The sequence below is a fragment of the Ruegeria sp. O6 genome, assembly GCF_056535045.1.
In genome coordinates this window covers 43,550-66,874 of record NZ_JBQERM010000012.1, presented here as the reverse complement: position 1 = coordinate 66,874, position 23,325 = coordinate 43,550, and the positions used below count along the sequence as shown (strand labels likewise).

Genomic DNA, 23,325 nt, shown 5'->3' with positions numbered 1-23,325 from the left:
CCAATGCGCCGCCCGGCCCATCAGGTTCGGCGCTTTGGGTGCTGTTACGGTAGGACATACCGTCTTCAGCCTTTCATCACCCAGATATCCATCGGTGTATCTACACCGCGCACGGATTGATCGGTAAGCTCTGTAAAGCCATTCATGGCGACAGACGCAGACTGGTTCTCCTCTGCAATCCGCGCGCGCACGGCATCGCTGACCACGATACGCGCCTGCAAATCACGCGTCAGCGCCTCGAGCTTGGCCGCGACATTGACCGCATTCCCGATGACAGCAAATTCAAGCCGGTTCGCGCCAATGTCGCCCAGCACGACCGAGCCATAGTGCACCCCGATCCCGACGCGGATTTCAGGCTCTCCCGCCCGGCGACGGTCCAGATTCCATCGGTCGATCACGCTGACCATCGCGCGTGCACATCCCAGCGCATTGCTTGCATCCAACGGCGTGGGCACCGGGGTGCCAAAGGTCGCCATCAGACCATCCCCCAGATACTTGTCCAGGGTTCCGTGGTGGCGAAAAACTTCGGTTTCCATGCGGGCGTGAAAGCCCCGCAGCACTTCGATTACGTCATAGGCGTCGCGCCCGGCGGCGTATTTTGTAAACCCGACGATGTCGATGAACAGAACGGCCACATTCTCTTTTCGGACCTGTTTCAGCGGCTCGTCATTCTGGCTCAGCTCCTCTACCACGTTGGGCGAAAAATAGCGTGACAGGTTGGCCCGTTCCCGTTCCAGCCCTGCATTGCTCATCAATAGCCGGTTCAGCCGCTGCATCGAAAGGCCCAAAGTCACGGCCACCATCATAAACACGATCACCTGCTGGATGCGCTGAGGCGCCATGAAACTGTTCGGATCCAGAAGCTCGGCAACATCCGGGTAGCCTTGCAAGGCGGCTGTAACTTTTTCGCTGAGCCCCGGAATAGGCGTTGCGACCCACCAGGCAACGATCCACCCGATCGTCCACATCATCGCCGTCCAGGTTCCAATGGCGATCACGGTCCGCCAGGAATAGGCCAATGTGCCTGCCGCCAGAATGATGAAGAAGTACTGAAAGTTGTCGAACCGGTATTGCATGGCCAATGGCCTGACATCATCGCTGAAGGGATTGGGTACGATCATCCCGAGCGTCATGATCAGCAGGTCGACGAAAATCAAAAACAACTCGCCCCGCGATTGCCCGACACGACCTGCTCTGCGGATCAACCATCCGTTGGCGCAGATCAGCAGCAGAATGAAGTGATACCAAAGCACCTCCCATTGCGGGTTCAGAAAAATGAGCAGCACCGCAGTCAGCGCCATCGCCACCCATCGCGCACGCACAGCCAGTTCCAGACCCTCGCGCTTGTGCCGTTCCAACGCAGCCTCGGTATATTTGTTGTCCAGATCAAACGCATCGGGCTGGGTGAAAAACAGGCTTCGGCGGGGCTGTGCGGTCGTCTCGGTCATGGCCGTGGTCTTTCTTGCGGAGGCTTGGCAGCCTTATGCAATCACTGTTGAAGGCAAAACAAAAGACCCCGCCGGTTGATCGGCGGGGCAAGGCATAGTGCCATGTGTCAGGCCACAGGCACCGGCGGTGTTCGTGAATTCAGTTGTGCATCTCTGCGCGGATCTGTTGCCGCAAGATGTCAATCGGTACGGTCTTGCCGTCCCGCTTGAAGCACCAGTATGTCCAGCCGTTGCAGGACGGGGCGTTTTCCAGATGCGCGCCGACCTGATGGATTGACCCTTTGACATTGTCACCCACCAGCGTTCCATCCGCACGCACCTTTGCCTTGTGGCGCTGGTTCATGGAATAAAGCTCTTCACCCGGGCGCAACATCCCGCGTTCGACCAGCTGGCCGAATGGCACGCGTGGCTCGGCACGTTTGCTGGCACTGACTTCCAGAGCTTCGCGATCAAACTTGCGGACCTTGGCGATGCGTTTTTCAGCCACCTTGCGATAGCTTTCCTCTCGCTCGATACCAATGAACTCGCGCCCCAGCATCTTGGCGACGGCCCCGGTGGTGCCGGTGCCAAAGAACGGATCCAGCACCACATCGCCAGGGTTGGTCGAGCCGACCAGCACGCGGTGCAACAGCGATTCCGGTTTTTGCGTCGGATGCGCCTTGTCGCCGTTTTCATCCTTGAGCCGCTCATGCCCGGTGCAGATCGGCAGCACCCAGTCGCTGCGCATTTGCACACCCTCGTTCAGGGCTTTCAGCGCCTCATAGTTGAAGGTGTATTTCGCGCCTTCGCGCTTGGACGCCCAGATCATCGTCTCATGCGCATTGGTGAACCGTTTGCCGCGGAAATTCGGCATCGGGTTCGACTTACGCCAAACAACGTCGTTCAGGATCCAGTATCCGGCATCCTGCAGCGCTGACCCCACGCGGAAAATGTTGTGATAAGACCCGATCACCCAGATCGCGCCATTGGGTTTCAGCAGACGATGCGCCGCCTTCAGCCATTCGCGCGTAAACTGGTCATACGCCCCGAAGCTTGCGAACTGATCCCAGTGATCATCCACCGCATCGACCTGCGAATTATCCGGACGATGCAACTGACCTTTCAATTGCAGGTTATACGGCGGGTCCGCAAAAATCAGATCCACTGACGCCTCGGGCAGACTGTTCATCACATCGATGCAGTCCCCGGATAGAATCGTGTTTAAAGGGAGCGCTCTTGCGCCCTTTTTGGTGGTTGTTGTCATATCACTGCCTCAAGTGTCCACGGCGCTTTTGCGCTCATTTGGTTGAGACAAGGATGAGTCAAAGTCGATTCGCCGTCAAATTCTTTTTTGAATCAGCAGCTTACGATTTACTCTTGATACAAGATGTTGTGCACCGGTTTGAATGAACGCCTATGGTGTGGGGTCACGCCAAGATTTCGCAGCGCTTCCTTGTGTTGTTTTGACGGATAGCCTGCGTTGGTTTCCCACCCATAACCCGGGTGCTGTTGCGCTAAATCCACCATCACCTGATCGCGCCAGTTTTTCGCCAAGATCGAAGCAGCCGCGATCGACACCGATCGTGCATCGCCCTTCACAACGGCCTGTGACGGAAATCTCAGACCCTGCGGAATCAGGTTGCCGTCGATCAACAGGAAATCAGGTGCCGGGGTCAACGCCTCCACCGCGCGCATCATCGCCAAGTGCGACGCCCTCAGGATATTGACCTCATCAATTTCGGCGACAGAGGCTTCGGCCACCGCAAACTCAGAAGCGTCCCGAATCTCAGCGTCCAACGCGGCCCGGCGTTTTGCGGTCAGCTTTTTTGAGTCATTCAACCCGTCAGGAATGTGCTGCGGGTTCAGAATCACGGCGGCGGCTACAACCGGCCCGGCCAATGGGCCGCGCCCGACCTCATCCACACCGGCGATACGGATGTGGCCCATGTCCAGCAGCGCCTGCTCAAGTTCGAAGTTTGGCATTGTCATGCCCTTGGAAAACCGCGTTTCGCGCAGCACCGCAAGAAGAAAAGAGAGGGCGGCCCACACCACCCTCTCACTCACGGCACTTCTTTGGCACCGTTCCTGCTCAACCCGAACTACTGATAAACGACGCGGTATCCCTTCTGGCGCAGGCATGCAGGTTCATAGGCCTGCCTGACCTTTTTGCCGTTCCAGAAACCGACCTTGCACTCTTGCGGCAGGCTATTGGCATGTTTGTAATGTTTCTCGAGGCATTTCGGCCCAAGCAGCGGATGGTCCTGCGAATACCCATCATAGGTGCGCAGGCAGCGCTGGGGCAGGTCGTAACGCGCCACATGCGGCGGCAACGGGCGCACCGGCTGCGCCACATGTGGTGTATGGGTATAGGTCTGGTGGCGCGTCGCCCGATCCTTTTTCTTTTCTTTGTTATAGTAATGAACGCCGGCACCGATGATCGCGATGGCCGCCAGCCCCCCAAGAATGTCCTTTGCGTCGGCCGCCTTCGCCTGAGAAGCTGACACACCGGTAATCGCAACTGCGGCCGCAATGATTAAAGCGATGAATTTCTTATGCATGATGCCTGTCCTTTCGGATGTTCGTGCGACCGCATGACGGACCGCGTGCTGATTGCCCTGAAAGTGGGGGCACCTGCCCCAGACAAGCAATAACGGCCCGGTGTTATCGGATATCAGGTGCCGCAAACCCCTTGGGTTATTGAATATCGCGACAACTCATGCGCAGGATGCGGCCTATGAAACAGATCCTCTCTTCTCTGACCTTTGCGGCCCTGTTATCGCTTGGTTCTGCTGCGACCGCGGCAGATTGTTACGCGGACTACAAAGCCAAGAAGGACAACCCGCTGCGTTTGCATTACGGCGTCATGCAGGTCACAAACTGCGACAAGGGGCAGGCCCGGGCAGAAATCGCCCAGCGCCTGAACGCATCAGGTTGGACCTTGCTTGAAGTGCAGTCCGTTTTCGGGCCGGAAGGGTTGGATCAGAGGAAAGGCAATGCCGGACAATTCTATCTCCGTTTCTGAAGCACGCCGGTCGGGTGTCCGGCTGGTTGTGCTGGGCATCGCGGCCATTGTCGTCATTCTGATCACCGCTGCCGTTTTCCTGTTCTGGACCTTGCCGGACGCAAATGCGTTCAACGCTCGTGTCGAGCGGCTGTTTGTCGAGGCCGATCTGACGTCACAGACCGAGATTCGCCTGCTTGAAATTCTGGCCCAGTCTGGCACCGCCTTTGCCGACACCCTGTCCAGTTATCGGATGGTGATTTATGTGCTGCTGGTTTTTGCCAGTGCGATGATGATCTCGGCACTGGTCTTTCTGGTGATGCTGGTCTTGTTGAACCGGCGCATGGCACAGATCGAACGTACCGGCATTCAGGTAACGTCGCTGCTGATCAGTCGCGAAGAAAACACTGTCTACCTTAACAACATGGATTTCAAGCTGACACCTGCCGCCATGGAAACCCTGTCGATTCTGGCGGAATCCCGGTTGGATGACGAGGTTTTGTCCGGCGCTCAGATCGAGGCCATGATTTCCGGTCGCGATGCCGCCGATTGTGACGAAGCCGCTGGCGCAACACGGATCAAACGGTTGCGCGACGCGCTTGGCAACCAGATGGTCAGCGAACTGCTGGTCAAGAATATTGCCAAGAAGGGGTATATGCTGTCGATCGAGAAGGACGTCATTCAAATGGTCTGACGTTTTGGCGCGTCGCTCGCGCCCGGTAAATTCCCGTTGCAGCCTCTTGGAATGTCAGGTGGAAAGCCCCATTCTAAACAAACCCCAGGCAGAGGAGGTCGCTTATGAACGTCCACGCCGCGCCACAGATGAATGGATATGGAATCTCAGTTGAGCCGCTGGAAGGCAGGATTGCCATTTACCGGAACGACATTCTTCTGGCTGAAAGCACAAACGCAAAGGTGATGTATGAAACGCGTTTGCCGCCAACGATTTACGTTCCCCGCGCAGATGTATGTGTGGATCTGAGCGAAGAAACAGACCTGCAAACATTCTGCCCGTTCAAAGGCACCGCCACTTACCACGACATCCAACTGGCCGCGGGGCCCCTGACCAATTCCGTCTGGGCTTATGAACAAGCCCTGCCGGAAAGCGCGGACATCCGGGGCTGTATCGGGTTTGTGTCCGGCGCCTACACCCGGATTGACCTGGGCAACAATCGCCTGCGCGAGCCTGACGACGGCAATATCAGCGGACCACTGATCGACTGGCTGATGCGCGGTGCTTCCGCCGCGACCACGCCCGAAAGCTTTACCCAGGCATTGGCCGAGAAGATGCTGGAGCACGGCATCGCCATCCAGCGGCTGAGCATTCTGGCATGGTCCTTGCACCCCCTGATCGCGGGCAAACACTATATCTGGGAAAAGGATCAGGACGAGATTCTGACCCGCGCCCCGACCTACGAAATCTATGATCACCCGGCTTTCATCAACAGCCCGTTGCGCCATGTCTCGAACGGGTTGGGCGGCGTACGGCAAAGACTGAACGACGATAACCCGCATTACAGCTTCCCAATCATGGAGGAGTTGCGGGCAAAGGGTGCCACCGACTATGTCGCGATGCCGTTGCCCTTCTCTGACGGTCGGACCAACGTTCTGACCCTGACCTGTGACCATCCCAACGGGTTCACCACCGAGAATCTGGGCCTTGTATTCGAATGCTCTTCGGTAATCGCACGCTTTTACGAAGTGTTCATGCAACGCGAGAATGCACAGGTTTTGCTGGAAACATATGTTGGAAAACGCTCTGGCGCACGCGTGTTGGGGGGTGAGATCCGGCGCGGTGACGGGGATGAAATCGACGCTGCAATCATGTTCTGTGACCTCCGCAACTCGACAAGCCTCGAAGAGAAACTGGGGCGGGGCACATATATCAGTGTTTTGAACGAGTTTTTTGAAACCGTCTCGGGTATCGTTCACGAAAACGAAGGCGAAGTTTTGAAATTCATTGGTGACGCTGTTCTGGCGGTATTTCCGGCAGCTGATGAAAACGCCAGCGCGGCCCGTGCCAACGCCCAGCGCTCGGCAATCAAAATCGTCGAAACGTTGGGAGAGTTGCGTAAAGCAGGTACCGGCATACATTGCGACTGTTCTATTGGCGTGGCTTATGGGCGCGTCACCTATGGCAATGTGGGCTCTCGTGAACGACTTGATTTTACGGTTATTGGACAAGCGGCCAACATAGCAGCGCGGTTGGGCGAATATGGGAAAACCGAAGGCCATCGCATAGTCGTGTCCGAAGATATTGAGCCTGCCTGTTCCAACGCCTTACCATTGGGCGCGGTCAACCTGCACAACGTGACTCGACCCGTTATATGCTACGCATTGCAAACCACAGCCGACGAGATTTTGAACGGTTAACTTTTGGTTTGTGCAGGTCAAACGAGAGATGTCGGGTACTAGATTGCGACCAGGGCTTTTGCCCGCGTCTTCTGATTACACAGCCCCAAGCAAGATCAAAGCGGTCTGCGCTGACGAGATCGTACTTTGAAGACCCGCGATTTGACTTCTGGCCAGATAGGTGTCGGTGAGTTTCTCAACCGCCTTCTGGTCGGAAAACTGTGCCAGATCATCCGATCCAGTCAGACGGAATAACCGGCTTTTGAACTCGACCAATTGCTTGTCGATATCCAGTTGGGCGAATGACGGTGGTAGCCCAAGCGCCGTTTCCATCATTTTGCGCAGCGGTGGCAATCCCATAAGATCGAACCATTTCGTATCTGTACTGCTTCCGCTTTTCGCCAGATCAGACAGCTCGCGCTGGGCATAAAGCGAAATGCGCATCGTCTCATCTGACTGTCCGACCGCGATCTCAAACCGCGCTGAAAGGCTGGCCTGAGCTATCTCTTCCATATTTGTGACCAGCACCGTTTTTCGAACAGCTCCCGGACCAAACCCGAAAGCATCCGAAAACTCCCGGTAACGTTTATCCGCCAAACGATTGGACAAAGCGTCATCCGCCTGTGTTCCATCCTCCAGGATTTTCCGGATAAAGAACCGGTTATCCACATCCCCTTCCAACCCAAAGGCACCCAAAGCGACCTGCAACAATCTGCGGTCAGAAACCAACTGTTCGGCGGTCTTCACTTTCCCAATGTTGTCCAGGAAATACTTTGTCTCCCTCTCATTCACTGCCGAAGACGAGAAACTTTGAAACTGTCCTTGGTAAGTACGTTGCAGAAACCGCCAGCCGACGATCCCGCCAGTCGGAATGACAGGTTGAAAGCTCATTGCTGATAGGCCATCAACCGATCTTCGCGCGGGAGAAGCGAGCGAAGTGACTTGAGGCATTTATAGTATTGCTCGGCCACCAGCGCGTCTGTCGCCTCGGACAATACACGACGGCTATCTGTATCCGTAAAAACTTGGCTCAGCTCTTCTACGCTGCGCAACAGGTGTTGACGCGCCCGAGCCGGATCCATGTCTCCGGACAGAACAAGTTGCGTGGCATAGCAGACACGGCGCACCGGAGTATTTACTTCATCCGGATGTATCGCATCGCGCAACCGCAGGACATTGGCCTGTGGCGTCATGATCGAAAACCGGCCACGTCGGTCGCCGTTTTCAATCACAACACCATTGATCAGCACCCTTTCCTTCGGGGCGAGTTTCAAAACCAGCCCGCTCATCAGGTTGCCCTCATCTGGCGCAATCCGCGCAAAATCGCCGTGTTTATTTCAAGCAATGGTTCGATGGACGCGCCGTCCGCCAAAATGCGGCTGCTGTGCAGTTCCGTAAACTCGGCAAGGTAGAAAATCCTGGCGCGAATATCGTTCGGCAAAGCGTTTGCCGAATCCGCGACACCTGTCGCCAGCACCCCCCATAACCGGCGGTTCTCGTGCACGGCCTGAACAAACGCCGAGAAATCCGTTGCCTTGCGCGCCGTGGCCGCCTTGAGACGCCGAGTAATTCTGGAAATTGCCTCATATTCAGTGTCACGGGGCGTTCGCGTCGGCGCGGCGGCTTGCGCATAGGTGTATTGAGCGAGGGTTTGCGGGGTCACTTGAAATCCTTCCAAAAAGCCGTCGTCAGATAGTCACGACCGGGGCGCGAAAACCGCGCCCCGGACCGCGTTGCGTATTAGCGGAACAGCGACAGGATCGACTGCGGCGCCTGGTTGGCGATCGAAAGCGACTGTGTTGCCAGCTGCTGCTGCACCTGAAGGGCCTGCAAACGCGCCGAGGTTTCTTCCATGTCAGCGTCGACCAGCGCACCGATACCGGATTTGAACGAGTTAGAGAGATTCGAAATGAACTCTTTCTGGGTCTCGATACGACCCTGCGCCGAGCCAAAGGCGGCCGAGGCATCAATCGAAGTATCGATAAGCGATTCGACAGCCGCCAACGCAGCGGTTGCCCCCGCACCTGTCGACACATCAATACCTGCCAGCGCGCCCAAACCACCGGCACCCGCATTCACGAACTGAGCCGAGAACGAGATGTCAGATCCTGTGCCGTTTGTAACCGACAACGTACCCGCAGTGCCGGAGTCGTAATCGACAGTCAGACCGGTAATTCCCAGCTCTTCGATCTTCGATTTCAATCCGACAGCAACAAGGTCACCGGTCGTTGTCGCGGCAGCATCTTCCGCAGAAACGGTATAGGACACAACCTGATCGTTAATGGCGACGACAACCTTGTCTCCGGCCGCGAAAGCACCGCTGGATTCATCGGTCACCAACGCCGTCGCGGCCGTTGCACCATTGTCAATGGTTGCCCCCACACGGTCATTGCCGGTCGATGCGCCGGTAGAGCCGTCGAAAACCTGTTTGGTGACATATCCACCGGTCGACAGGTTCTGCCCCGAGACCGAGATTGACGACGCAGTCACCGCCCCGGTGTTGTCCCGATCCAGCGATGCGAGGATCGATGCAGAGCCGGTCGAGCCGTCAACAAGGTTCAGACCGTTGAACTGGGCCGCGCTGACAACCGATGCGATCTGATCCTTCAGTGCGGTCACATCGTCATTGATCTTACCGCGATCAACGTTGTCTTCCTGCGCCGCGACAATCTTGCTTTTCATCTGGGTCAAGAGGTCGGTGACTGTTTCAGACGCATTTCGCGCAACCGCAACAGTCGATTCGCCCAGCGCGAGGCTGTCTTTGATCGCGTTGAAGCCCTTGACGTCGGATTCCATCACCTTCGAGATCGCCCAAACCGCCGAGTTATCCTTGGCAGTCGCGACGTCCTTACCGGTCGAAATCGCGTTCTGGGTCATCGCCAGGTTCTTGTTGACCGACTTGAGAGTTTGCAGCGCAACCATCGCGCCATTGTTTGTCAGAATGCTGGACATAGCTTTTATCCTTTTGCCTTCGGGCGATTTTCGCCCATGTTCACCCCACAATATCTGCGGGCATTGGTGTCTTTCTGACTTGTGCGACGCGCCGCGTGGCTGTTCGCGCCACCTGATGTTTCCAGGTGCAGCATCACTTTTGAGCCCGATCCCCTAACGGAGTGCTAAAACGCCCGAACCAGGTGTTTCAGATTTGAATCAAACCCAAGCCTATGCGCGTTTTTCCAGCTTTGCCGTATTTCGAACGGAAAACTCACTTCGTTGCCCATCCGCGCCGTACGTGCTGAATTCCTGCCGAACCCGTCGCAGTTCAGCCATGCGGCTGGCGACGGCCCGAATCCCGTCGGCGGCACTGTTCAGCAATGCCTGATTGCGTTCGACTTTCTGCTGCACTCGAACCAATGCATCGCTGTCAATCACCTGAAGGTCGTTGATCGCGCCGATCAGTTTTTCTTTTTCCGGCACCATATGCGTCAGGCGATCCAGATCGCCCTGGACAAGCGCCGCACGCTCCAGATCCAGAACTTCTTCCAGAGATTTGATCAGTGCCATGTCGACTTCAGATGTCATCGGTTTTCTCCATCAGTGATTTCAGCAGAATTTCTGACAAACCCACCCCTCCAGCCCGGGCCAGTTCGCGTGCCTGATGCTGAACAAGAAACGAAGAGAACTGGTCTTCACCGGCTCCTCCTCCAAAAGACTGGCGCGTTTTGCCCAATCCGGCCGACTTCATCATTTCGCTGAGGAATGCGGCCTCCAACTCTATGGCCGCGTCTTTCAGTCGTGTCTGGGCCAATGGCGTTTGAGCCACCTGGGAAATTGCTGAGACGTGCATGGTTTTCTCCGAAAATGCTTCGAACTTTCTCGATCAAAGGTGAAAGCGGTTAAAATAAACGTAACTTCCTGCGGGCAGAGTTCTGATCAATCACACGGAGCCAGAGCAAAATGCCCAACCCACTAACGCTGGCGGCCGCAGCGCCAACAGCAACTGCGAAACCCAATTCGCCCGCCAAAGAACCGGGTCGTACTGCCGGGTCGGACAGTTTCGAGGATATCCTTGAACAGGGAAACCAAACACATCCTCTCCCCGGCACCACGGCTTTGGCCACTTCTATCGAAACCACCGACGAAACTGCCGAGATTGAGGTTGAGGCCGTTCTGTCAAACACGGCTGAGGCATCTGTCGAGGCGATTTCACCTCGGGCACCAGAGCTGGCAAACAACATTTCATCGCAGACCGAAATGGCCGGGACATCCGAAACGCCTGGGGCAGATACAACGCATCCCGCGCCGTTTGTTCCTGCTGCAGCGGATATCCCCGCAACGGGTACGACAGAACCGGAACAAACCGTTGCGTCAACGGGTTTGCCCCGTCAGACCGACATTCAACCCTTTGTGCCCGGGCAACCAATCGAAGAGCAGGTTCACACCGCTTCGACCCAGGTCACGCCAGCCCAAAAACCCTCAGAGGCTTTGCCTGTGCTGAGCCAGCCAACCCGATCAAAGGACCAGACAGCCGGGTTGACAGCCGAACCCCTCCTTGAAGGCGCAAAGACGGTGCCCGAGACAGCGGAAGTCGCTGCCACGCCCAATCCGACAAGTCCAAACCGCGCGACACCCGTTGCACAGCTTCAACTGATCCTCAACTCAATCGAAGCGGAACAGGCGGCACCGGTTCAAGAGGTTGACTCTGTGCCCATCGCCTTAGACGAACCCGTTCAGCAAGCCCCCCGCGAGGTGGCACAACACTCGGCGATGCCCTCTCCGTTCGCCCGTGCTGAAATTGCCCGTGCCATAGCCGGGCAATTGGCGGCAACGATCCAGACCCGACCGGGAACCGGCATCATGGAAATCTCGCTAAGCCCCGAAGAATTGGGGCGCGTATCCATTGTGCTGAACGGTCGGGATGACGGGCTCCAGATGACAATCGCCACCGAACGCCCGGACACGATGGAACTTTTGCGCCGCCACCTGTCCGTTCTTACGGAGGAGTTTCAGAAACTGGGCTATGGGAACCTGAACATCGATCTGGGGACTCCGTCGGATTCAGGTGCTCGGGATCAGTGGACAGATGAATTCGACGCTCAGGCCGCACCGGAATCCGAACCGGTTCAGAACGTACACCTCGCGCAAGCCACGCCGCTTCCACAAACTCCTGCTCCGGTCAGGGGCATCGATATGAGATATTGAAAATGATCACACCCATCACCGCCACACAGGCTGCCACCTCTCAGCATACTGCCGGTCCGTCCCGGAGTTCTGCGATCACTTCGGATTTCGAAACGTTTCTGCTGATGCTGACCGCGCAGGCCCAAAATCAGGACCCGCTGGAGCCGATGGATTCAACCGAATACGCATCGCAACTTGCGCAGTTTTCGATGGTTGAACAACAGGTTCAAACCAATGACCTGCTTTCCGCCCTGACCAGCACGCTTGGCAGTGTCAATCTGAACGACCTTGCAAGCTGGGTCGGAATGGACGTCCGATCTGCCTCGGGTTTCCATTTCAACGGCCAGCCAGTGACCCTGTTCTCGAACGCGGATTCTGACGCGGACGCAACCAGACTGGTGATCCGTGATCATGAAGGCGCAGTCGTCGACACGGTTTCTGTTCCCACAACAGCGACGGAGTTTGCTTGGGCAGGTGTGAGTTCCTCAGGCGATCCGATGGCCGCTGGCAACTACACCGCGACGCTGGAAAGCTACAAAAATGACCGGCTGATTTCCGAGAAACCGGTCGCTGCCTATAACCGCGTTGTCGAAGCGCAGGTGGGAGAGGATGCTGTTCTGCTGACCCTGCAAGGTGGTCAAGTGATTTCCGCAGATCTGGTCACTGCGGTCCGAACGGGCGCTTGATCTGTCAGGCAGTACGGGCCAAAGGTTGGCAACTCGACTCGCCAGAAGAAGTGAAAAGACCTCTGCCCGACCTGCCTGCCCCCCCTCATGATCTGGTTGAACACCTCAGCACTATGGGGTTGGTCAACATGTACGCGCAGTTCGAAATCCTGTATGGTGGTCGGACCAACAGGGTGTGGAAAGTGCTGGGGGACAACGGCGACAAAGTACTGAAGCTCTACAGCCCGACCTTACGCAACCCCCTGTTTCGAAATGATGCAAAGCTGGAAGCCCTCTGCCTCAAGGCGCTTGGTCCGACCGGATTTGTACCAAGGCTTCGCGCCGCAGGACAGCACAGGAACGCGCATTGGGTGTTTTACGACCACGCACCCGGAACACCTTGGCGGAATGGGTCGGACAAGGTTGGTGAACTGCTGCGCAGGTTGCACTCGCTGCCCAACACCATTCCAGCGCCCGCCGGGTGTAACGGCAGCGCGGACCTGATGGCCCATGGGCACAGAATTCTGCAAGGGTGCAGGTCAGAAACCCGAAACGAACTGGCAAAACTGCAACCTTCGATATCCGTCCCCCCCACGACCAAGACTTGCCTGATCCATGGCGATCCGGTCGCTGGAAATATTCTGGTCGCGTCCCGCGGCCTGACCTTGATCGACTGGCAATGCCCGGCCTTTGGCGACCCGTGCGAAGACCTTGCGCTGTTTCTGTCCCCGGCAATGCAAAGGTTGTACCGGGGCTCACCATTGTCGGACGCGGAAGAAGTTCAGTTTCTGTCCGCCTATCGCAGACCCGAGATTGTTGCCCGTTATCAACGGCTCAAGCCATGGTATGCTTGGCGCATGGCCGCTTATTGCCTGTGGCGCGCAGAAAACGGTGCACCCGACTATTCCGAAGGGTTGAAACTGGAAATCGAAATCCTGAAACCGATTGAGTTTACCTGAGGTCGGAAAGCGCAAAGAGGGCGTATGCCGGTGGCATCAATGCGCGACGCCAGCGGCCCATCGGAAACCGTTCAGGAGTTTGCCTCATCGGGGCTGGCAAGTGGGCCTCTTTGCCCAATGCCAGCCGCGCCAATGCGCGCCCGCTGTAAGTCCCCATAGCGACGCCGTTGCCATGATACGCAAATCCGGCAAACATGCCTGGCTGCTTGGGCACGGCACCGACATAAGGCATCAGGCTTCGCGAAAGGCACACCATCCCCGACCAGATATGAGTCGCCTCAACCGCTGCCCAGGCCGGGAACATGCGTTTGAAATCCTGTTGAACCTTTGCCCGGATCGCGGCCTCGGACCGGGGCGACGACAACAAGCCGCCTCTCATTCCGAACAAAAAGCGCCCATCCGGCATCAGGCGAAAATAGTGCAGAAGATTGCGCGTGTCGTAACATATCTGGTCCGAGTTCCAGCCCTGCGCCAATAGTTCTGCCTGGCTAAGTGGGCGTGTTACCATAACCGTCGATTGCGCAGGCAAATAGCGTCCGGACATCCAATCGGGGATGTCTTCGCTGGAATACCCGTTGGTACAAATCAGCACGACCTGTGCGTTAACCTGCCCCGCGCTTGTTTGCAGCCTGAAGCCGGACGTCGTTTTTTCAATGTTCAGAACGGGGCTGTTCTGGAAGAAATTCGCTCCCGAAGCTGCCGCAGCGCTTGCCAGCCCGAACAGGTATTTCCGGGGATTGAGCCCGAAGCCAACCGGCAGAGTATACCCACCGAAAAATGCACCACCCATACCGAGCGCTGGTAATTCAGCGGCTTGGTGCAGAATGCCGGTCTCGTCCGCGTATCGGCGCAGGACATCCATCGCATGCCGCGAATGGGCCAGTTGAGTCTCACCGTTGGAATGCGTATCGGCGTCAATCCGATGCCGCGCCAGCAGATCGGCAACAAGCTGGACCGCATCCTGTTCAGCCGTCTCATAGGCTTGCGCCGCTTCGCGGCCATAGCGGCGCACCATAGACTTTTGCCCAAGCTTCGATCCGCCAAGACAGCAGAAACCGCCATTGCGACCTGATGCGCCCCACCCCGGCGGGCCTGCCTCGAACACAGCTACCGAGGTCGCGTTTTCGGCCAGATGCAAAGCCGCTGAGACCCCTGTAAAGCCGCCACCGACGATGGCAACATCAACGTTCAGATCGCCCTGAAGCTCTGGCCAGTTCGGGTTTGCAATGGTTTCGTCCCACCAGCAACCACCACGAGGACCTGCGCCATAGGTGTATTCGGGAAATATCCGTTTCATTCGGTGCGCGCAGCGGCCTGCTCGTCCTGCCGTTGGCGCATCATCGCGCGTTTGGTCACAAGTGAGGCCGTGATCACCCCAACCGTCACGACCGCGATCATAATCGTCGACAGCGCGTTTATCTCGGGGCTGACGCCCAGCCGCACGGCCGAAAAGATCTTGATCGGCAGGGTCGTCGCCGACGGGCCCGATGTGAACGACGCGATAACCAGATCATCCAGCGACAATGTGAAAGCCAGCAGCCAGCCCGAGATTACCGCAGGCGCGATGATCGGCAGGGTGACCAGACCAAAGGCCTGCGCGGGTGAACAACCCAGATCCAAAGCGGCTTCTTCCAGCGATTTGTCGAATGTCACAAGCCGTGACGAGACGACAACCGAGACAAAACACATCGAAAATGTTGTGTGAGCCAGAACGATTGTCAGGATACCCCGGTCCAGCCCGATCCCGATAAACAGCAACAACAGCGACAGGCCGGTGATCACCTCGGGCATCACAAGTGGCGCGTAGATCATGCCGGAAAACAGTGTCCGGCCAAAGAACCGCTTGCCCCGAACCAGCACATAAGCGGCCGCAGTCCCCAGAATCGTTGCCAGTGTCGAAGAAAACACCGCAACCCGGACCGTGACCCACGCGGCATCCAGAAATGCCTCGTTCTGAACCAGTTCGCCATACCATTTGGTCGAAAACCCGGCCCAGACCGTGACCAGCTTGCTTTCGTTAAAGCTGAAGATGATCAGGATGATCATCGGAATATAGAGGAACGCAAAACCCAGCGTCAGCGAAACTGTATTGAACCAGCTTAATCTGTTCATCCGTCAGCCTCCGCCTGTTTCTGCTGGTTGCGCTGGAACAGCACAATGGGAACGACCAGAATAAGCAACAGCACGATCGCGACAGCACTTGCCACGGGCCAGTCTCGGTTCGAGAAAAACTCTTCCCACAGAACCTTGCCGATCATCAACGTGCCGGACCCACCCAGTAGTGACGGGATCACAAACTCACCGATCACGGGGATCATCACCAGAAAACAACCTGCGATGATGCCCGGTCTGGACAGTGGAATGGTGACCAGCCAGAAGGCTTGTGCCCTCGAGCAACCCAAATCCTCGGCCGCCTCGATCAACGAACCATCCATGCGTTCCAATGACGAATAGATCGGCAGGATCATGAACGGAAGATAAGTGTAGACAATACCGATATAGACGGCAGTCGAGGTGTTCAGGATCGTCAAAGGCGTCGAAATGATGCCCGTCCACAGAAGCAGTTGGTTAAGGTACCCTTCATTCGACAGAATGCCCATCCACGCATAGACCCGGATCAGGAATGACGTCCAGAAAGGCAGGATCACCAGCATCATCAGTGTTGGCCGCCATTCCTCGGGCGCACGGGCCATGCCATAGGCGATGGGGTAGCCAACCAGCAAAGTCAGGAAGGTTGAGATCAAAGCGATCTTGACGCTGGACAGATACGCTTTCCAGTACAGGTCGTCCTCGGTCAGCCAGATGAAGTTTTCAAGATCAAGCTGGCTGAAGAACTCTTTGATCCCCGACCAACCAGCTGAAAAATCCAGTGTCGGTGTATAGGGCGGGATCGCAAGCGCGGTGTCCGACAGCGAAATCTTCAGAACGATGAAGAATGGCACCATGAACAGCGCCAACAGCCAGACATAAGGTATGGCGATCAGAACAGCGCGGCGCATCAGTCGGCCAGCAGAACCGCAGCCGTGGCCGTCCAGGACAGCCAGACCGGGTCTTCCCAGGTGAATGAACGGCGCGAGATGCGGCGGGTGTTGGCCGTCTGTGCCTTGATGATTGTGCCGTTTGCCAACTCAACGTGGTAAGTGGACAGATTGCCCAGATACGCGATGTCATGAACCTTGCCTTGCACCGCATTCACTGCATCTGCCGGACGCTCGGCCGAGATCGTCACTTTTTCCGGGCGGATCGCCAGATGACACAACTGAGCGTTTTCAAAGTTTTTCGCTGACGCGGCGGTCAGCGGCGCTTGCCCTTCGGCCCAGTCTACCTGATAGGTATCCTCTCCGACAGATGTCGCGCGCCCTTCTATGATGTTCACGTCCCCGATGAAATCAGCGACATAAACCGAGGCAGGATTTTCGTAAATCCGGTCCGGAGTGGCAACCTGCATAAGCTGACCCTGATCCATCACCGCCACACGGCTGGCGACTGTCATGGCCTCTTCCTGATCGTGCGTAACGATCACGAATGTGGTGCCGGTTTTTTCCTGAATATCCATCAGTTCGAATTGGGTATCCTGGCGCAATTTCTTGTCCAGTGCGCCCAGCGGTTCATCCAGCAGCAAAAGCTTGGGTGCCTTGGCAAGCGAGCGCGCCAGCGCCACACGCTGCCTCTGCCCACCCGAAATCTGATGCGGTTTACGGCGGGCGAACTGTTCAAGCCGGGTCAGGCGCAGCATTTCTTCGACCCGGTCTTCCAGATCATGTTTGGGCATTCTGTCCCGGCGCAGGCCAAAGGCGATGTTTTCCCAGACGCTAAGATGCGGAAAAAGGGCATAGGACTGGAACATCATGTTCACGGCCCGCTTATTGGGCGGGATTGGGTCGATATCCTTCCCTCCAAGCAGGATTTGGCCTTCGGTCGGTGTTTCGAACCCGGCCAGCATCCGCATCATCGTCGTTTTGCCACATCCAGACGGACCAAGCAGGGCAAAGAACTCTCGCTCGAAGATATCCAGAGACAGGTTGTCGATGGCAGTAAATTCACCAAAACGCTTGGTCACGTTTCGGAACTGGATCAAGGGTTTCGCCTGCGGGTCATCCCATGGCGCAAAGACGTCAGAATTCACTACGGCCCTCGTTCGAATAGCTGAAAAGAGAGGCAAGGCGGCGGCGCCGCCCTGCCGGTGCAATTCGGATCAGGTGCCCGATTTGACCTTGGTCCACAGACGCGTCACGACCCGCTGTGTTTTCGCCGGATAAGGTGTCGTGATGTACAGGTTCTGCATCGTGGCATCATCCGGGTAGATGGCCGGATCGCCGATCACGTCCTCTTCCAGAAATTCCTGAGACGCTTTGTTGCCATTGGCGTAATACACATAGTTCGATGCCGCCGCCATGTTGTTGGCGTCCAGAATGAAGTTGAGGAACGTGTGTGCGCCTTCGGGATTTGGAGCATCGACAGGAATTGCCATCTGGTCGAACCACATCAGCGACCCTTCGGCGAAGGGGTGGTATTCAATCTCTACACCGTTATCTGCTTCTGCAGCACGGTCGCGTGCCTGAAGGATGTCACCCGACCAGCCCACAGCAACGCAGATATCGCCGTTTGCCAGTGCATTGATGTATTCCGAGCTGTGGAATTTCTGGATATGCGGGCGGACCGCCGTCAGAACCGCTTCGGTCTTGCCAATCACGTCCGCGTCGTGGCTGTCGGGGTTTTCACCAAGGTATTGCAGCACCATGGGAATGATCTCGGCCGGGGCATCCAGGAAATGCACGCCGCAAGTGGCCAGCTTTTCCATGTTCTCGGGCTTCAAGACCAGATCCATGCTGTTCAGAGCAACGTCGTCGCCCAGAACCTCTTTGACCTTACCGACATTCACGCCGATCCCGGTTGTTCCCCACATGTAGTTGATCGAATACGCGTTGTCCGGGTCATAACCGGCGGTTCGCTCTTCGATTACATCCCAAAGGTTTCCGGCGTTCGAAAGCTTGCTTTGGTCCAGCTGCTGAAACGCGCCGGCCTGGATCTGGCGCTGAAGGAATGTACCTGACGGCACCACCACATCATAGCCCGAACCACCAGCCAGCATCTTGGTTTCCAGAACCTCGTTGCTGTCAAACACGTCATAGATCAGGGTCAGACCTGTTTCTGCTTCGAATTTGCTCAGCAGTTCTTCGTCGATGTAGTCGGACCAGTTGTAAACACGCACCTCTTCAGCAAATGCCGCCGAAGTCCCCAATGCGATGACCGCCGTCATAGTCAGCGTTTTGATTGTCATATTCTTCTCCCTGCAAGTGTACGGGTATTTTCCCGTTTTTTTGGATTTGATCAAGTTTTGCGTTTTCCCTCGATCCAGCGTATGGTTTCACGTGGCCAGTCACCTGACAAGTCAGGCTTAGTCGAAATGGGAAGAACCAATTGGATTTGATCAAAAATAAGGCATATGCGCCGTCGACCGAAGGGGGCAAACAACCCGCGCATGAGCAGGTTTACCAAACACTCAGATCACAGATTCTGTTCGGTGAACTGGTCCCAGGTCAGCCCGTCACAATCCAGGGCCTGACTGATTCGCTGGGTGTTGGGATGACTCCGGTCCGCGAAGCGATTCGCCGGTTGATCTCGGATGGAGGGTTGGTTTTCCAGGGCAATCGGCGCGTCAGTGTACCGCTGCTGAACTCGAACGATATTGAAGAGATGATCTTCGCCAGAATTTCAATAGAATCAGAGCTTTCCAGACGTGCAACCGCCAACCTGAAAACGCAGGACATTGATCACCTGGAACGCCTGGACAGGCATTTGGATCGCATGATCGCCGATGGTGATGTCGGTGGCTATCTGCGTTTGAACCAAGCTTTTCACGAAACGCTGTATTCTTACGCAAACGCGCCGATCCTCAGTGATCTGGCTGAAAGACTTTGGTTGCGGTTTGGCCCCTCTTTGCGTGTTGTCTGCGGGCGCTTCGGCACACAGAGCCTTCCGGATCGGCACAAGGACATTATTGCCGCTTTGCGCGCCGGTGACGCAGAAATGACTGCAAAGGCAACCGCTCAGGACATCGAACAGGGTATGGACCTGATGGCGGAGGCATTGACGTCTGTCTGATCTAACTTGATTCGATTGACAGGAAAAAATTTGATCATATTGTGTTCGCCAACTGCGTTCTTGTAGGAGATTCTCCGATGTCTACCATCACCAACCACATGCCGACCGCCGAATTGCAGGCGCTGGATGCCGCGCATCACATTCACCCTTTCTCGGCCAATGGTGCGCTGGGGAAGGAAGGGGCGCGCGTGATCACACGTGCCAATGGTGTTTATCTGACCGACAGCGAAGGCGAGGAAATTCTGGATGCAATGGCGGGCCTGTGGTGCGTCAATGTCGGATATGGGCGTGATGAGCTGGCCGATGTTGCCGCGCGCCAGATGCGCGAGCTGCCCTATTACAACACCTTCTTCAAAACGACCCACGTCCCCGCGATTGCTTTGGCCGCCAAGATTGCCGAACTGGCCCCGGGCGATCTGAACCATGTCTTTTTCGCAGCAGGCGGGTCCGAGGCAAACGATACCAATATCCGCCTCGTGCGCACCTACTGGGCCCAGAAGGGCCAGCCAGACAAGAACATCATCATCAGCCGCAAAAACGCCTATCACGGCTCATCCGTGGGCTCGGCCTCGCTGGGTGGTATGGCCGGGATGCACGCGCAGGGCGGCATTCCGATCCCGAATATCCACCACATCAACCAACCCAACTGGTGGGCCGAAGGCGGTGACATGTCGCCCGAAGAATTCGGTCTGGCCCGCGCGCGCGAGCTGGAAGAGGCGATTGAAGAGTTGGGCGAAGACCGGGTCGCCGCCTTTATCGCCGAGCCGGTTCAAGGTGCAGGCGGCGTGATCGTCGCGCCCGATACATACTGGCCGGAAATTCAGCGTATCTGCGACAAGTACGAAATCCTGCTGATAGCCGACGAGGTCATCTGCGGATTTGGCCGGACAGGCAACTGGTTCGGGTCGCAAACCGTTGGCATCAAGCCGCATATTATGACCATCGCAAAGGGCCTTAGCTCGGGCTATGCGCCCATCGGCGGGTCCATCGTGAACGACGAAATCGCCGAAGTAATCGGCGGTACCGAATTCAACCACGGCTATACCTATTCCGGCCACCCGGTCGCGGCCGCCGTGGCATTGGAGAACCTGCGCATCCTCGAAGAAGAGAAGATCGTTGAGCATGTGCGCGATGTTGCCGCCCCCTATCTGAAAGAGAAATGGGAGGCACTGGCAGATCATCCGCTGGTGGGTGAGGCCAAGATTGTTGGCATGATGGCATCCATCGCGCTGACCCCGGACAAAGCCAGCCGCGCCAAATTCGCATCCGAACCCGGCACGGTCGGCTATATCTGCCGTGATCGGTGCTTTGCCAATAACCTGATCATGCGCCATGTCGGCGACCGGATGATCATCTCACCCCCGCTGATCCTGACACCTGCGGATATCGACGAAATGTTCGTGCGGATCTACAAGTCGCTGGACGAAGCGCAGGCCGAGATCATTGCACAAGGGCTGATGAAAGCCGCATCTTGATTTAGCGACTTATGCGTCTTCAAAGGCGGCCCATTCGGGCCGCCTTTTCTTTACCGTAACCTCTCCAGCAGGTTTGGCGTGGGGTATCCGTCCGGGACCAGCCCCTGCGCCATTTGATACGCCCGAACCGCGTTGATCGTATTTGGCCCGGTACGCCCGTCGACACCCTTTGTGTCAAAGCCCGCATCCGTCAGACGGGTCTGAAGTTCCTTTTTCTCGGCAAAGCTCAGCACCCGGTCGCCGCGCGGCCAGTCGGATTGAAACGGTGCGCCCCCTGCAAGCCGGTCGGACAGATGCCCGATGCCAATCACATAGGCGTCGGCCCCGTTATACGTCTCGATCACGTTGAAATTGTCAAAGATCATCAGCGCAACGCCCTGACTTCCCGCCGGAAGCAGGATAGCGGCCTTCCCATGATCCGGCACGACGGTACCATCCCGCGCCACGACACCCTGAGCGGCCCATTCAGACGGCATCAGCGTAAAATCGCGACGGGCTGAGGCGTAATCGAAATCGGTCGGCAGACGAACCTCCACGCCCCACGGCTGACCTGTCGTCCAACCATGCCGCGCCAGATAAGACGCCGCCGAAGCCAGCGCATCCGTCGGGTCATCCGACCAGATGTCCCGCCGGCCATCACCGTCAAAATCCACCGCGTGATCCAGATATGACGTGGGCATGAATTGTGTATGCCCCATTGCGCCCGCCCAACTGCCAAGCATGTTGCCGGCGCTGATATCGCCAGCCTGCACGATCCGCAGGGCAGCGACCAACTGCGTTTCAAAGAACTGTGCCCGCCGCGCATCAAAGGCAAGCGTTGCCAATGAACGAAGCGTTGGACTGCTGCCGCGATAGGACCCGAACGAGGTTTCAAGCCCCCAGATGGCAGTGACCACCTCTTTTTCGACGCCGTATTCCTCCTCGATCCGGTTCAACACCTGCCGATGCCGCTGCATGGCCGCACGCCCGTTCGACAGGCGCGTTTCCGACACTGCGGTCTCAAGATACTCCCAGATGGGTTTCGAAAACTCGGCCTGATTGCGATCCCGTTCCAGGACATCTTCGTCATAGCTCATCCCCGAAAACACCTGATTCAGTGTTCCCTGCGAAATACCCTGCCGCCGCGCGCGTCCCTGAAAGGCGCCAAGCCAGGACTGAAACCGTGCCGTTGTCGCAGAAGCCACGGGCAAGGCCTCAATCAACGGGCGCGGGACCGGACGGATCGAAACGGTCACATCCGCCGAAGCCAGTAGCAGCGCTTCGCGTGAAATCCCGCTGTCTGCCCATCTGGTGTTTTCTGTTGTTTCCGCCTGCACTATGGATGCCCACAATGCGACGGTCATGACGCCGCCTACGCATTTTCGCATTCCGTTTTTTCCTGATTACTGCTCGACCACAGGGTAGCGCAGAATCAGAAATTCACAAAGTGCTCAGACGTTCGCCTCTCGCTCCTGCGCAGCACGCTCTGCCCGAATGCGTTCCAATGCCTCGCGCAGCAGGGGCACGCGGTTCGGCCTGAAACTTTGTTCCGTCACTGACATGTCCTGCAAGCGATCCAACCGGAAAACGCGAAAATCCTGTCGCAGGTGGCACCAGCCCAACAACACGTTCGAGTGATCCAGATAGACGATGCTCAAAGGGTTGACGCGCCTGTGCGTAGCGTCGCCTTTCGCGTCCGTATAGAAAAACTCGACCGCGCGCTCATCCCACGTCGCCTGCCGCAGAGTGGCCACGTCAATCGTGGGCTCAGGCGGGCGGTTGAACCGTGTAGCTGCCAGAACCGCGTGGCTGAGCCGATGGGACTGGCGTTGCGGCAAGCGTCCCTGAAGTTTCCGCAGGGCCGTACCCGCCGCACTCGACAAAGCCGGATCGCCAATCACCTGAACTTCGCGCAGGCCCAGAACCAACGCTTCAAGCTCATCATCAGTGAACCCCAATGGGGGCAGGGTCGCGTCCTCGATCAGGGTAAAGCCAAACCCCGCTTCGCCATCGATCACGGCACCCAGTCCGCGCAATGCATCAATATCCCGATGAATTGTTCGGGCCGAAACACCCAAATCCTGCGCTAATTGTTCGGACGTTCTGGGCGAAGGGCCAGAACGCAGGGCTTGCATCAGTTGGAACAATCGAGCGGTGCGGGACATGATGAATAATAACTTATCCCTAATGACAGAAACTGTCATTAGATCCCGATACTCAGTCAGCACACAATGACACGGA

Annotated in this window: 25 protein-coding genes; 8 read left to right on the top strand and 17 right to left on the bottom strand. The window is 56.9% G+C overall.

What is annotated here, in order from left to right:
* Positions 1–65: 65 nt before the first annotated feature.
* The 4 genes from ACR0DY_RS15165 to ACR0DY_RS15150 all read right to left on the bottom strand — a co-directional run bounded on the left by ACR0DY_RS15165 (position 66) and on the right by ACR0DY_RS15150 (position 3,985).
* Positions 66–1,448: an adenylate/guanylate cyclase domain-containing protein gene (locus ACR0DY_RS15165; RefSeq protein ID WP_480484128.1), complete on the bottom strand. Its 1,383-nt coding sequence runs from the start codon at positions 1,446–1,448 to the stop codon at positions 66–68.
* A gap of 139 nt (positions 1,449–1,587) precedes the next feature.
* The gene (locus ACR0DY_RS15160; RefSeq protein WP_480484129.1) at positions 1,588–2,691 is read right to left on the bottom strand and encodes a DNA methyltransferase; all 1,104 of its coding nucleotides are present in this window, start codon (positions 2,689–2,691) and stop codon (positions 1,588–1,590) included.
* Between the two features lie 107 nt (positions 2,692–2,798).
* A complete protein-coding gene (locus ACR0DY_RS15155) occupies positions 2,799–3,416 on the bottom strand; it encodes a ribonuclease HII (protein ID WP_480546595.1) in 618 nt (205 codons plus the stop codon).
* Between the two features lie 110 nt (positions 3,417–3,526).
* Positions 3,527–3,985 carry a hypothetical protein gene (locus ACR0DY_RS15150; protein WP_480546597.1) on the bottom strand — a complete coding sequence of 153 codons (459 nt, stop codon included), beginning with the start codon at positions 3,983–3,985 and terminating at the stop codon, positions 3,527–3,529.
* A gap of 176 nt (positions 3,986–4,161) precedes the next feature.
* On the opposite strand from ACR0DY_RS15150, the gene ACR0DY_RS15145 reads away from it, so the two are divergent.
* The 3 genes from ACR0DY_RS15145 to ACR0DY_RS15135 all read left to right on the top strand — a co-directional run bounded on the left by ACR0DY_RS15145 (position 4,162) and on the right by ACR0DY_RS15135 (position 6,801).
* Positions 4,162–4,449 carry a hypothetical protein gene (locus ACR0DY_RS15145; protein ID WP_209505003.1) on the top strand — a complete coding sequence of 96 codons (288 nt, stop codon included), beginning with the start codon at positions 4,162–4,164 and terminating at the stop codon, positions 4,447–4,449.
* Positions 4,421–5,122 carry a winged helix-turn-helix domain-containing protein gene (locus ACR0DY_RS15140; RefSeq protein WP_209598366.1) on the top strand — a complete coding sequence of 234 codons (702 nt, stop codon included), beginning with the start codon at positions 4,421–4,423 and terminating at the stop codon, positions 5,120–5,122. The genes ACR0DY_RS15145 and ACR0DY_RS15140 overlap by 29 nt, the downstream gene beginning before the upstream one ends.
* A 104-nt stretch (positions 5,123–5,226) precedes the next feature.
* Positions 5,227–6,801, top strand: coding sequence for a DUF427 domain-containing protein (locus ACR0DY_RS15135; RefSeq protein ID WP_480898611.1), 1,575 nt, complete (start codon positions 5,227–5,229; stop codon positions 6,799–6,801).
* A 75-nt stretch (positions 6,802–6,876) separates the two neighbouring features.
* Here ACR0DY_RS15135 and ACR0DY_RS15130 read toward each other — a convergent pair whose 3' ends face one another.
* From ACR0DY_RS15130 to ACR0DY_RS15105, 6 genes are all read right to left on the bottom strand, one after another.
* Positions 6,877–7,671 carry a DUF1217 domain-containing protein gene (locus ACR0DY_RS15130; RefSeq protein ID WP_480546599.1) on the bottom strand — a complete coding sequence of 265 codons (795 nt, stop codon included), beginning with the start codon at positions 7,669–7,671 and terminating at the stop codon, positions 6,877–6,879.
* Entirely contained in the window at positions 7,668–8,069 is a 402-nt protein-coding gene (gene flbT, locus ACR0DY_RS15125) for a flagellar biosynthesis repressor FlbT (RefSeq protein ID WP_480484134.1), read from the bottom strand. Before flbT ends, ACR0DY_RS15130 begins: the two co-directional genes overlap by 4 nt.
* On the bottom strand, positions 8,069–8,443 hold the full coding sequence (flaF, locus tag ACR0DY_RS15120) for a flagellar biosynthesis regulator FlaF (protein ID WP_267366590.1): 375 nt from the start codon (positions 8,441–8,443) through the stop codon (positions 8,069–8,071). The genes flbT and flaF overlap by 1 nt, the downstream gene beginning before the upstream one ends.
* Positions 8,444–8,520: 77 nt before the next feature.
* Positions 8,521–9,732, bottom strand: coding sequence for a flagellin N-terminal helical domain-containing protein (locus ACR0DY_RS15115; RefSeq protein WP_480898608.1), 1,212 nt, complete (start codon positions 9,730–9,732; stop codon positions 8,521–8,523).
* Between the two features lie 210 nt (positions 9,733–9,942).
* Positions 9,943–10,302 (bottom strand): flagellar biosynthesis protein FlgN, encoded by a 360-nt coding sequence (locus ACR0DY_RS15110; protein WP_480484135.1) that lies wholly within the window; start codon positions 10,300–10,302, stop codon positions 9,943–9,945.
* Positions 10,292–10,567, bottom strand: coding sequence for a rod-binding protein (locus ACR0DY_RS15105; protein ID WP_480484136.1), 276 nt, complete (start codon positions 10,565–10,567; stop codon positions 10,292–10,294). The genes ACR0DY_RS15110 and ACR0DY_RS15105 overlap by 11 nt, the downstream gene beginning before the upstream one ends.
* 110 nt (positions 10,568–10,677) lie before the next feature.
* On the opposite strand from ACR0DY_RS15105, the gene ACR0DY_RS15100 reads away from it, so the two are divergent.
* Genes ACR0DY_RS15100 through ACR0DY_RS15090 form a run of 3 tightly spaced genes read left to right on the top strand, consistent with a single transcriptional unit; the run spans position 10,678 to position 13,525 of the window.
* On the top strand, positions 10,678–11,922 hold the full coding sequence (locus ACR0DY_RS15100; protein ID WP_480484137.1) for a flagellar hook-length control protein FliK: 1,245 nt from the start codon (positions 10,678–10,680) through the stop codon (positions 11,920–11,922).
* 2 nt (positions 11,923–11,924) lie between these two features.
* Positions 11,925–12,587 carry a flagellar hook capping FlgD N-terminal domain-containing protein gene (locus ACR0DY_RS15095; RefSeq protein WP_480484138.1) on the top strand — a complete coding sequence of 221 codons (663 nt, stop codon included), beginning with the start codon at positions 11,925–11,927 and terminating at the stop codon, positions 12,585–12,587.
* A gap of 50 nt (positions 12,588–12,637) precedes the next feature.
* Positions 12,638–13,525 (top strand): phosphotransferase, encoded by an 888-nt coding sequence (locus ACR0DY_RS15090; RefSeq protein WP_480484139.1) that lies wholly within the window; start codon positions 12,638–12,640, stop codon positions 13,523–13,525.
* Here the strand turns inward: ACR0DY_RS15090 and ACR0DY_RS15085 are convergent.
* The 5 genes from ACR0DY_RS15085 to ACR0DY_RS15065 form a co-directional block, all read right to left on the bottom strand.
* Positions 13,518–14,822 (bottom strand): NAD(P)/FAD-dependent oxidoreductase, encoded by a 1,305-nt coding sequence (locus tag ACR0DY_RS15085; RefSeq protein WP_480484140.1) that lies wholly within the window; start codon positions 14,820–14,822, stop codon positions 13,518–13,520. The two genes, ACR0DY_RS15090 and ACR0DY_RS15085, sit on opposite strands and share 8 nt — an antisense overlap.
* Complete coding sequence (locus tag ACR0DY_RS15080) at positions 14,819–15,637, bottom strand: ABC transporter permease (RefSeq protein WP_480474178.1); 819 nt, start codon at positions 15,635–15,637, stop codon at positions 14,819–14,821. Before ACR0DY_RS15080 ends, ACR0DY_RS15085 begins: the two co-directional genes overlap by 4 nt.
* Positions 15,634–16,524, bottom strand: a complete 891-nt coding sequence (locus ACR0DY_RS15075) for an ABC transporter permease subunit (RefSeq protein ID WP_480484141.1) — start codon at positions 16,522–16,524, stop codon at positions 15,634–15,636. The genes ACR0DY_RS15080 and ACR0DY_RS15075 overlap by 4 nt, the downstream gene beginning before the upstream one ends.
* A complete protein-coding gene (locus tag ACR0DY_RS15070) occupies positions 16,524–17,651 on the bottom strand; it encodes an ABC transporter ATP-binding protein (RefSeq protein ID WP_480559984.1) in 1,128 nt (375 codons plus the stop codon). The genes ACR0DY_RS15075 and ACR0DY_RS15070 overlap by 1 nt, the downstream gene beginning before the upstream one ends.
* 69 nt (positions 17,652–17,720) lie before the next feature.
* The gene (locus ACR0DY_RS15065; protein ID WP_267363696.1) at positions 17,721–18,806 is read right to left on the bottom strand and encodes a polyamine ABC transporter substrate-binding protein; all 1,086 of its coding nucleotides are present in this window, start codon (positions 18,804–18,806) and stop codon (positions 17,721–17,723) included.
* 140 nt (positions 18,807–18,946) lie between these two features.
* Here ACR0DY_RS15065 and ACR0DY_RS15060 point away from each other — a divergent pair, with 140 nt between their 5' ends.
* Positions 18,947–19,630, top strand: a complete 684-nt coding sequence (locus ACR0DY_RS15060; RefSeq protein ID WP_480484143.1) for a GntR family transcriptional regulator — start codon at positions 18,947–18,949, stop codon at positions 19,628–19,630.
* A gap of 77 nt (positions 19,631–19,707) precedes the next feature.
* Entirely contained in the window at positions 19,708–21,105 is a 1,398-nt protein-coding gene (locus tag ACR0DY_RS15055; protein ID WP_480546607.1) for an aspartate aminotransferase family protein, read from the top strand.
* Between the two features lie 50 nt (positions 21,106–21,155).
* Here the strand turns inward: ACR0DY_RS15055 and ACR0DY_RS15050 are convergent, their stop codons facing one another.
* Together ACR0DY_RS15050 and ACR0DY_RS15045 are read right to left on the bottom strand one after the other, a co-directional pair.
* Positions 21,156–22,448 carry a lytic murein transglycosylase gene (locus ACR0DY_RS15050; protein WP_480546609.1) on the bottom strand — a complete coding sequence of 431 codons (1,293 nt, stop codon included), beginning with the start codon at positions 22,446–22,448 and terminating at the stop codon, positions 21,156–21,158.
* An 87-nt stretch (positions 22,449–22,535) separates the two neighbouring features.
* Positions 22,536–23,249: a helix-turn-helix transcriptional regulator gene (locus ACR0DY_RS15045; RefSeq protein WP_480488561.1), complete on the bottom strand. Its 714-nt coding sequence runs from the start codon at positions 23,247–23,249 to the stop codon at positions 22,536–22,538.
* Between the last annotated feature and the right edge of the window lie 76 nt (positions 23,250–23,325).

Excerpts from the sequence above, each read along its gene's own strand:
- ACR0DY_RS15085 (WP_480484140.1), bottom strand. The coding sequence starts at position 14,822 with ATGAAACGGATATTTCCCGAATACACCTATGGCGCAGGTCCTCGTGGT.
- ACR0DY_RS15055 (WP_480546607.1), top strand. The coding sequence starts at position 19,708 with ATGTCTACCATCACCAACCACATGCCGACCGCCGAATTGCAGGCGCTG.
- flbT (WP_480484134.1), bottom strand. The coding sequence starts at position 8,069 with ATGAGCGGGCTGGTTTTGAAACTCGCCCCGAAGGAAAGGGTGCTGATC.
- ACR0DY_RS15150 (WP_480546597.1), bottom strand. The coding sequence starts at position 3,985 with ATGCATAAGAAATTCATCGCTTTAATCATTGCGGCCGCAGTTGCGATT.
- ACR0DY_RS15065 (WP_267363696.1), bottom strand. The coding sequence starts at position 18,806 with ATGACAATCAAAACGCTGACTATGACGGCGGTCATCGCATTGGGGACT.
- ACR0DY_RS15135 (WP_480898611.1), top strand. The coding sequence starts at position 5,227 with ATGAACGTCCACGCCGCGCCACAGATGAATGGATATGGAATCTCAGTT.
- ACR0DY_RS15045 (WP_480488561.1), bottom strand. The coding sequence starts at position 23,249 with ATGTCCCGCACCGCTCGATTGTTCCAACTGATGCAAGCCCTGCGTTCT.
- ACR0DY_RS15165 (WP_480484128.1), bottom strand. The coding sequence starts at position 1,448 with ATGACCGAGACGACCGCACAGCCCCGCCGAAGCCTGTTTTTCACCCAG.
- ACR0DY_RS15155 (WP_480546595.1), bottom strand. The coding sequence starts at position 3,416 with ATGACAATGCCAAACTTCGAACTTGAGCAGGCGCTGCTGGACATGGGC.
- ACR0DY_RS15080 (WP_480474178.1), bottom strand. The coding sequence starts at position 15,637 with ATGAACAGATTAAGCTGGTTCAATACAGTTTCGCTGACGCTGGGTTTT.
- ACR0DY_RS15110 (WP_480484135.1), bottom strand. The coding sequence starts at position 10,302 with ATGACATCTGAAGTCGACATGGCACTGATCAAATCTCTGGAAGAAGTT.
- ACR0DY_RS15095 (WP_480484138.1), top strand. The coding sequence starts at position 11,925 with ATGATCACACCCATCACCGCCACACAGGCTGCCACCTCTCAGCATACT.
- ACR0DY_RS15160 (WP_480484129.1), bottom strand. The coding sequence starts at position 2,691 with ATGACAACAACCACCAAAAAGGGCGCAAGAGCGCTCCCTTTAAACACG.
- ACR0DY_RS15130 (WP_480546599.1), bottom strand. The coding sequence starts at position 7,671 with ATGAGCTTTCAACCTGTCATTCCGACTGGCGGGATCGTCGGCTGGCGG.
- ACR0DY_RS15050 (WP_480546609.1), bottom strand. The coding sequence starts at position 22,448 with ATGACCGTCGCATTGTGGGCATCCATAGTGCAGGCGGAAACAACAGAA.
- ACR0DY_RS15105 (WP_480484136.1), bottom strand. The coding sequence starts at position 10,567 with ATGCACGTCTCAGCAATTTCCCAGGTGGCTCAAACGCCATTGGCCCAG.
- ACR0DY_RS15100 (WP_480484137.1), top strand. The coding sequence starts at position 10,678 with ATGCCCAACCCACTAACGCTGGCGGCCGCAGCGCCAACAGCAACTGCG.
- ACR0DY_RS15075 (WP_480484141.1), bottom strand. The coding sequence starts at position 16,524 with ATGCGCCGCGCTGTTCTGATCGCCATACCTTATGTCTGGCTGTTGGCG.
- ACR0DY_RS15115 (WP_480898608.1), bottom strand. The coding sequence starts at position 9,732 with ATGTCCAGCATTCTGACAAACAATGGCGCGATGGTTGCGCTGCAAACT.
- ACR0DY_RS15145 (WP_209505003.1), top strand. The coding sequence starts at position 4,162 with ATGAAACAGATCCTCTCTTCTCTGACCTTTGCGGCCCTGTTATCGCTT.
- ACR0DY_RS15140 (WP_209598366.1), top strand. The coding sequence starts at position 4,421 with ATGCCGGACAATTCTATCTCCGTTTCTGAAGCACGCCGGTCGGGTGTC.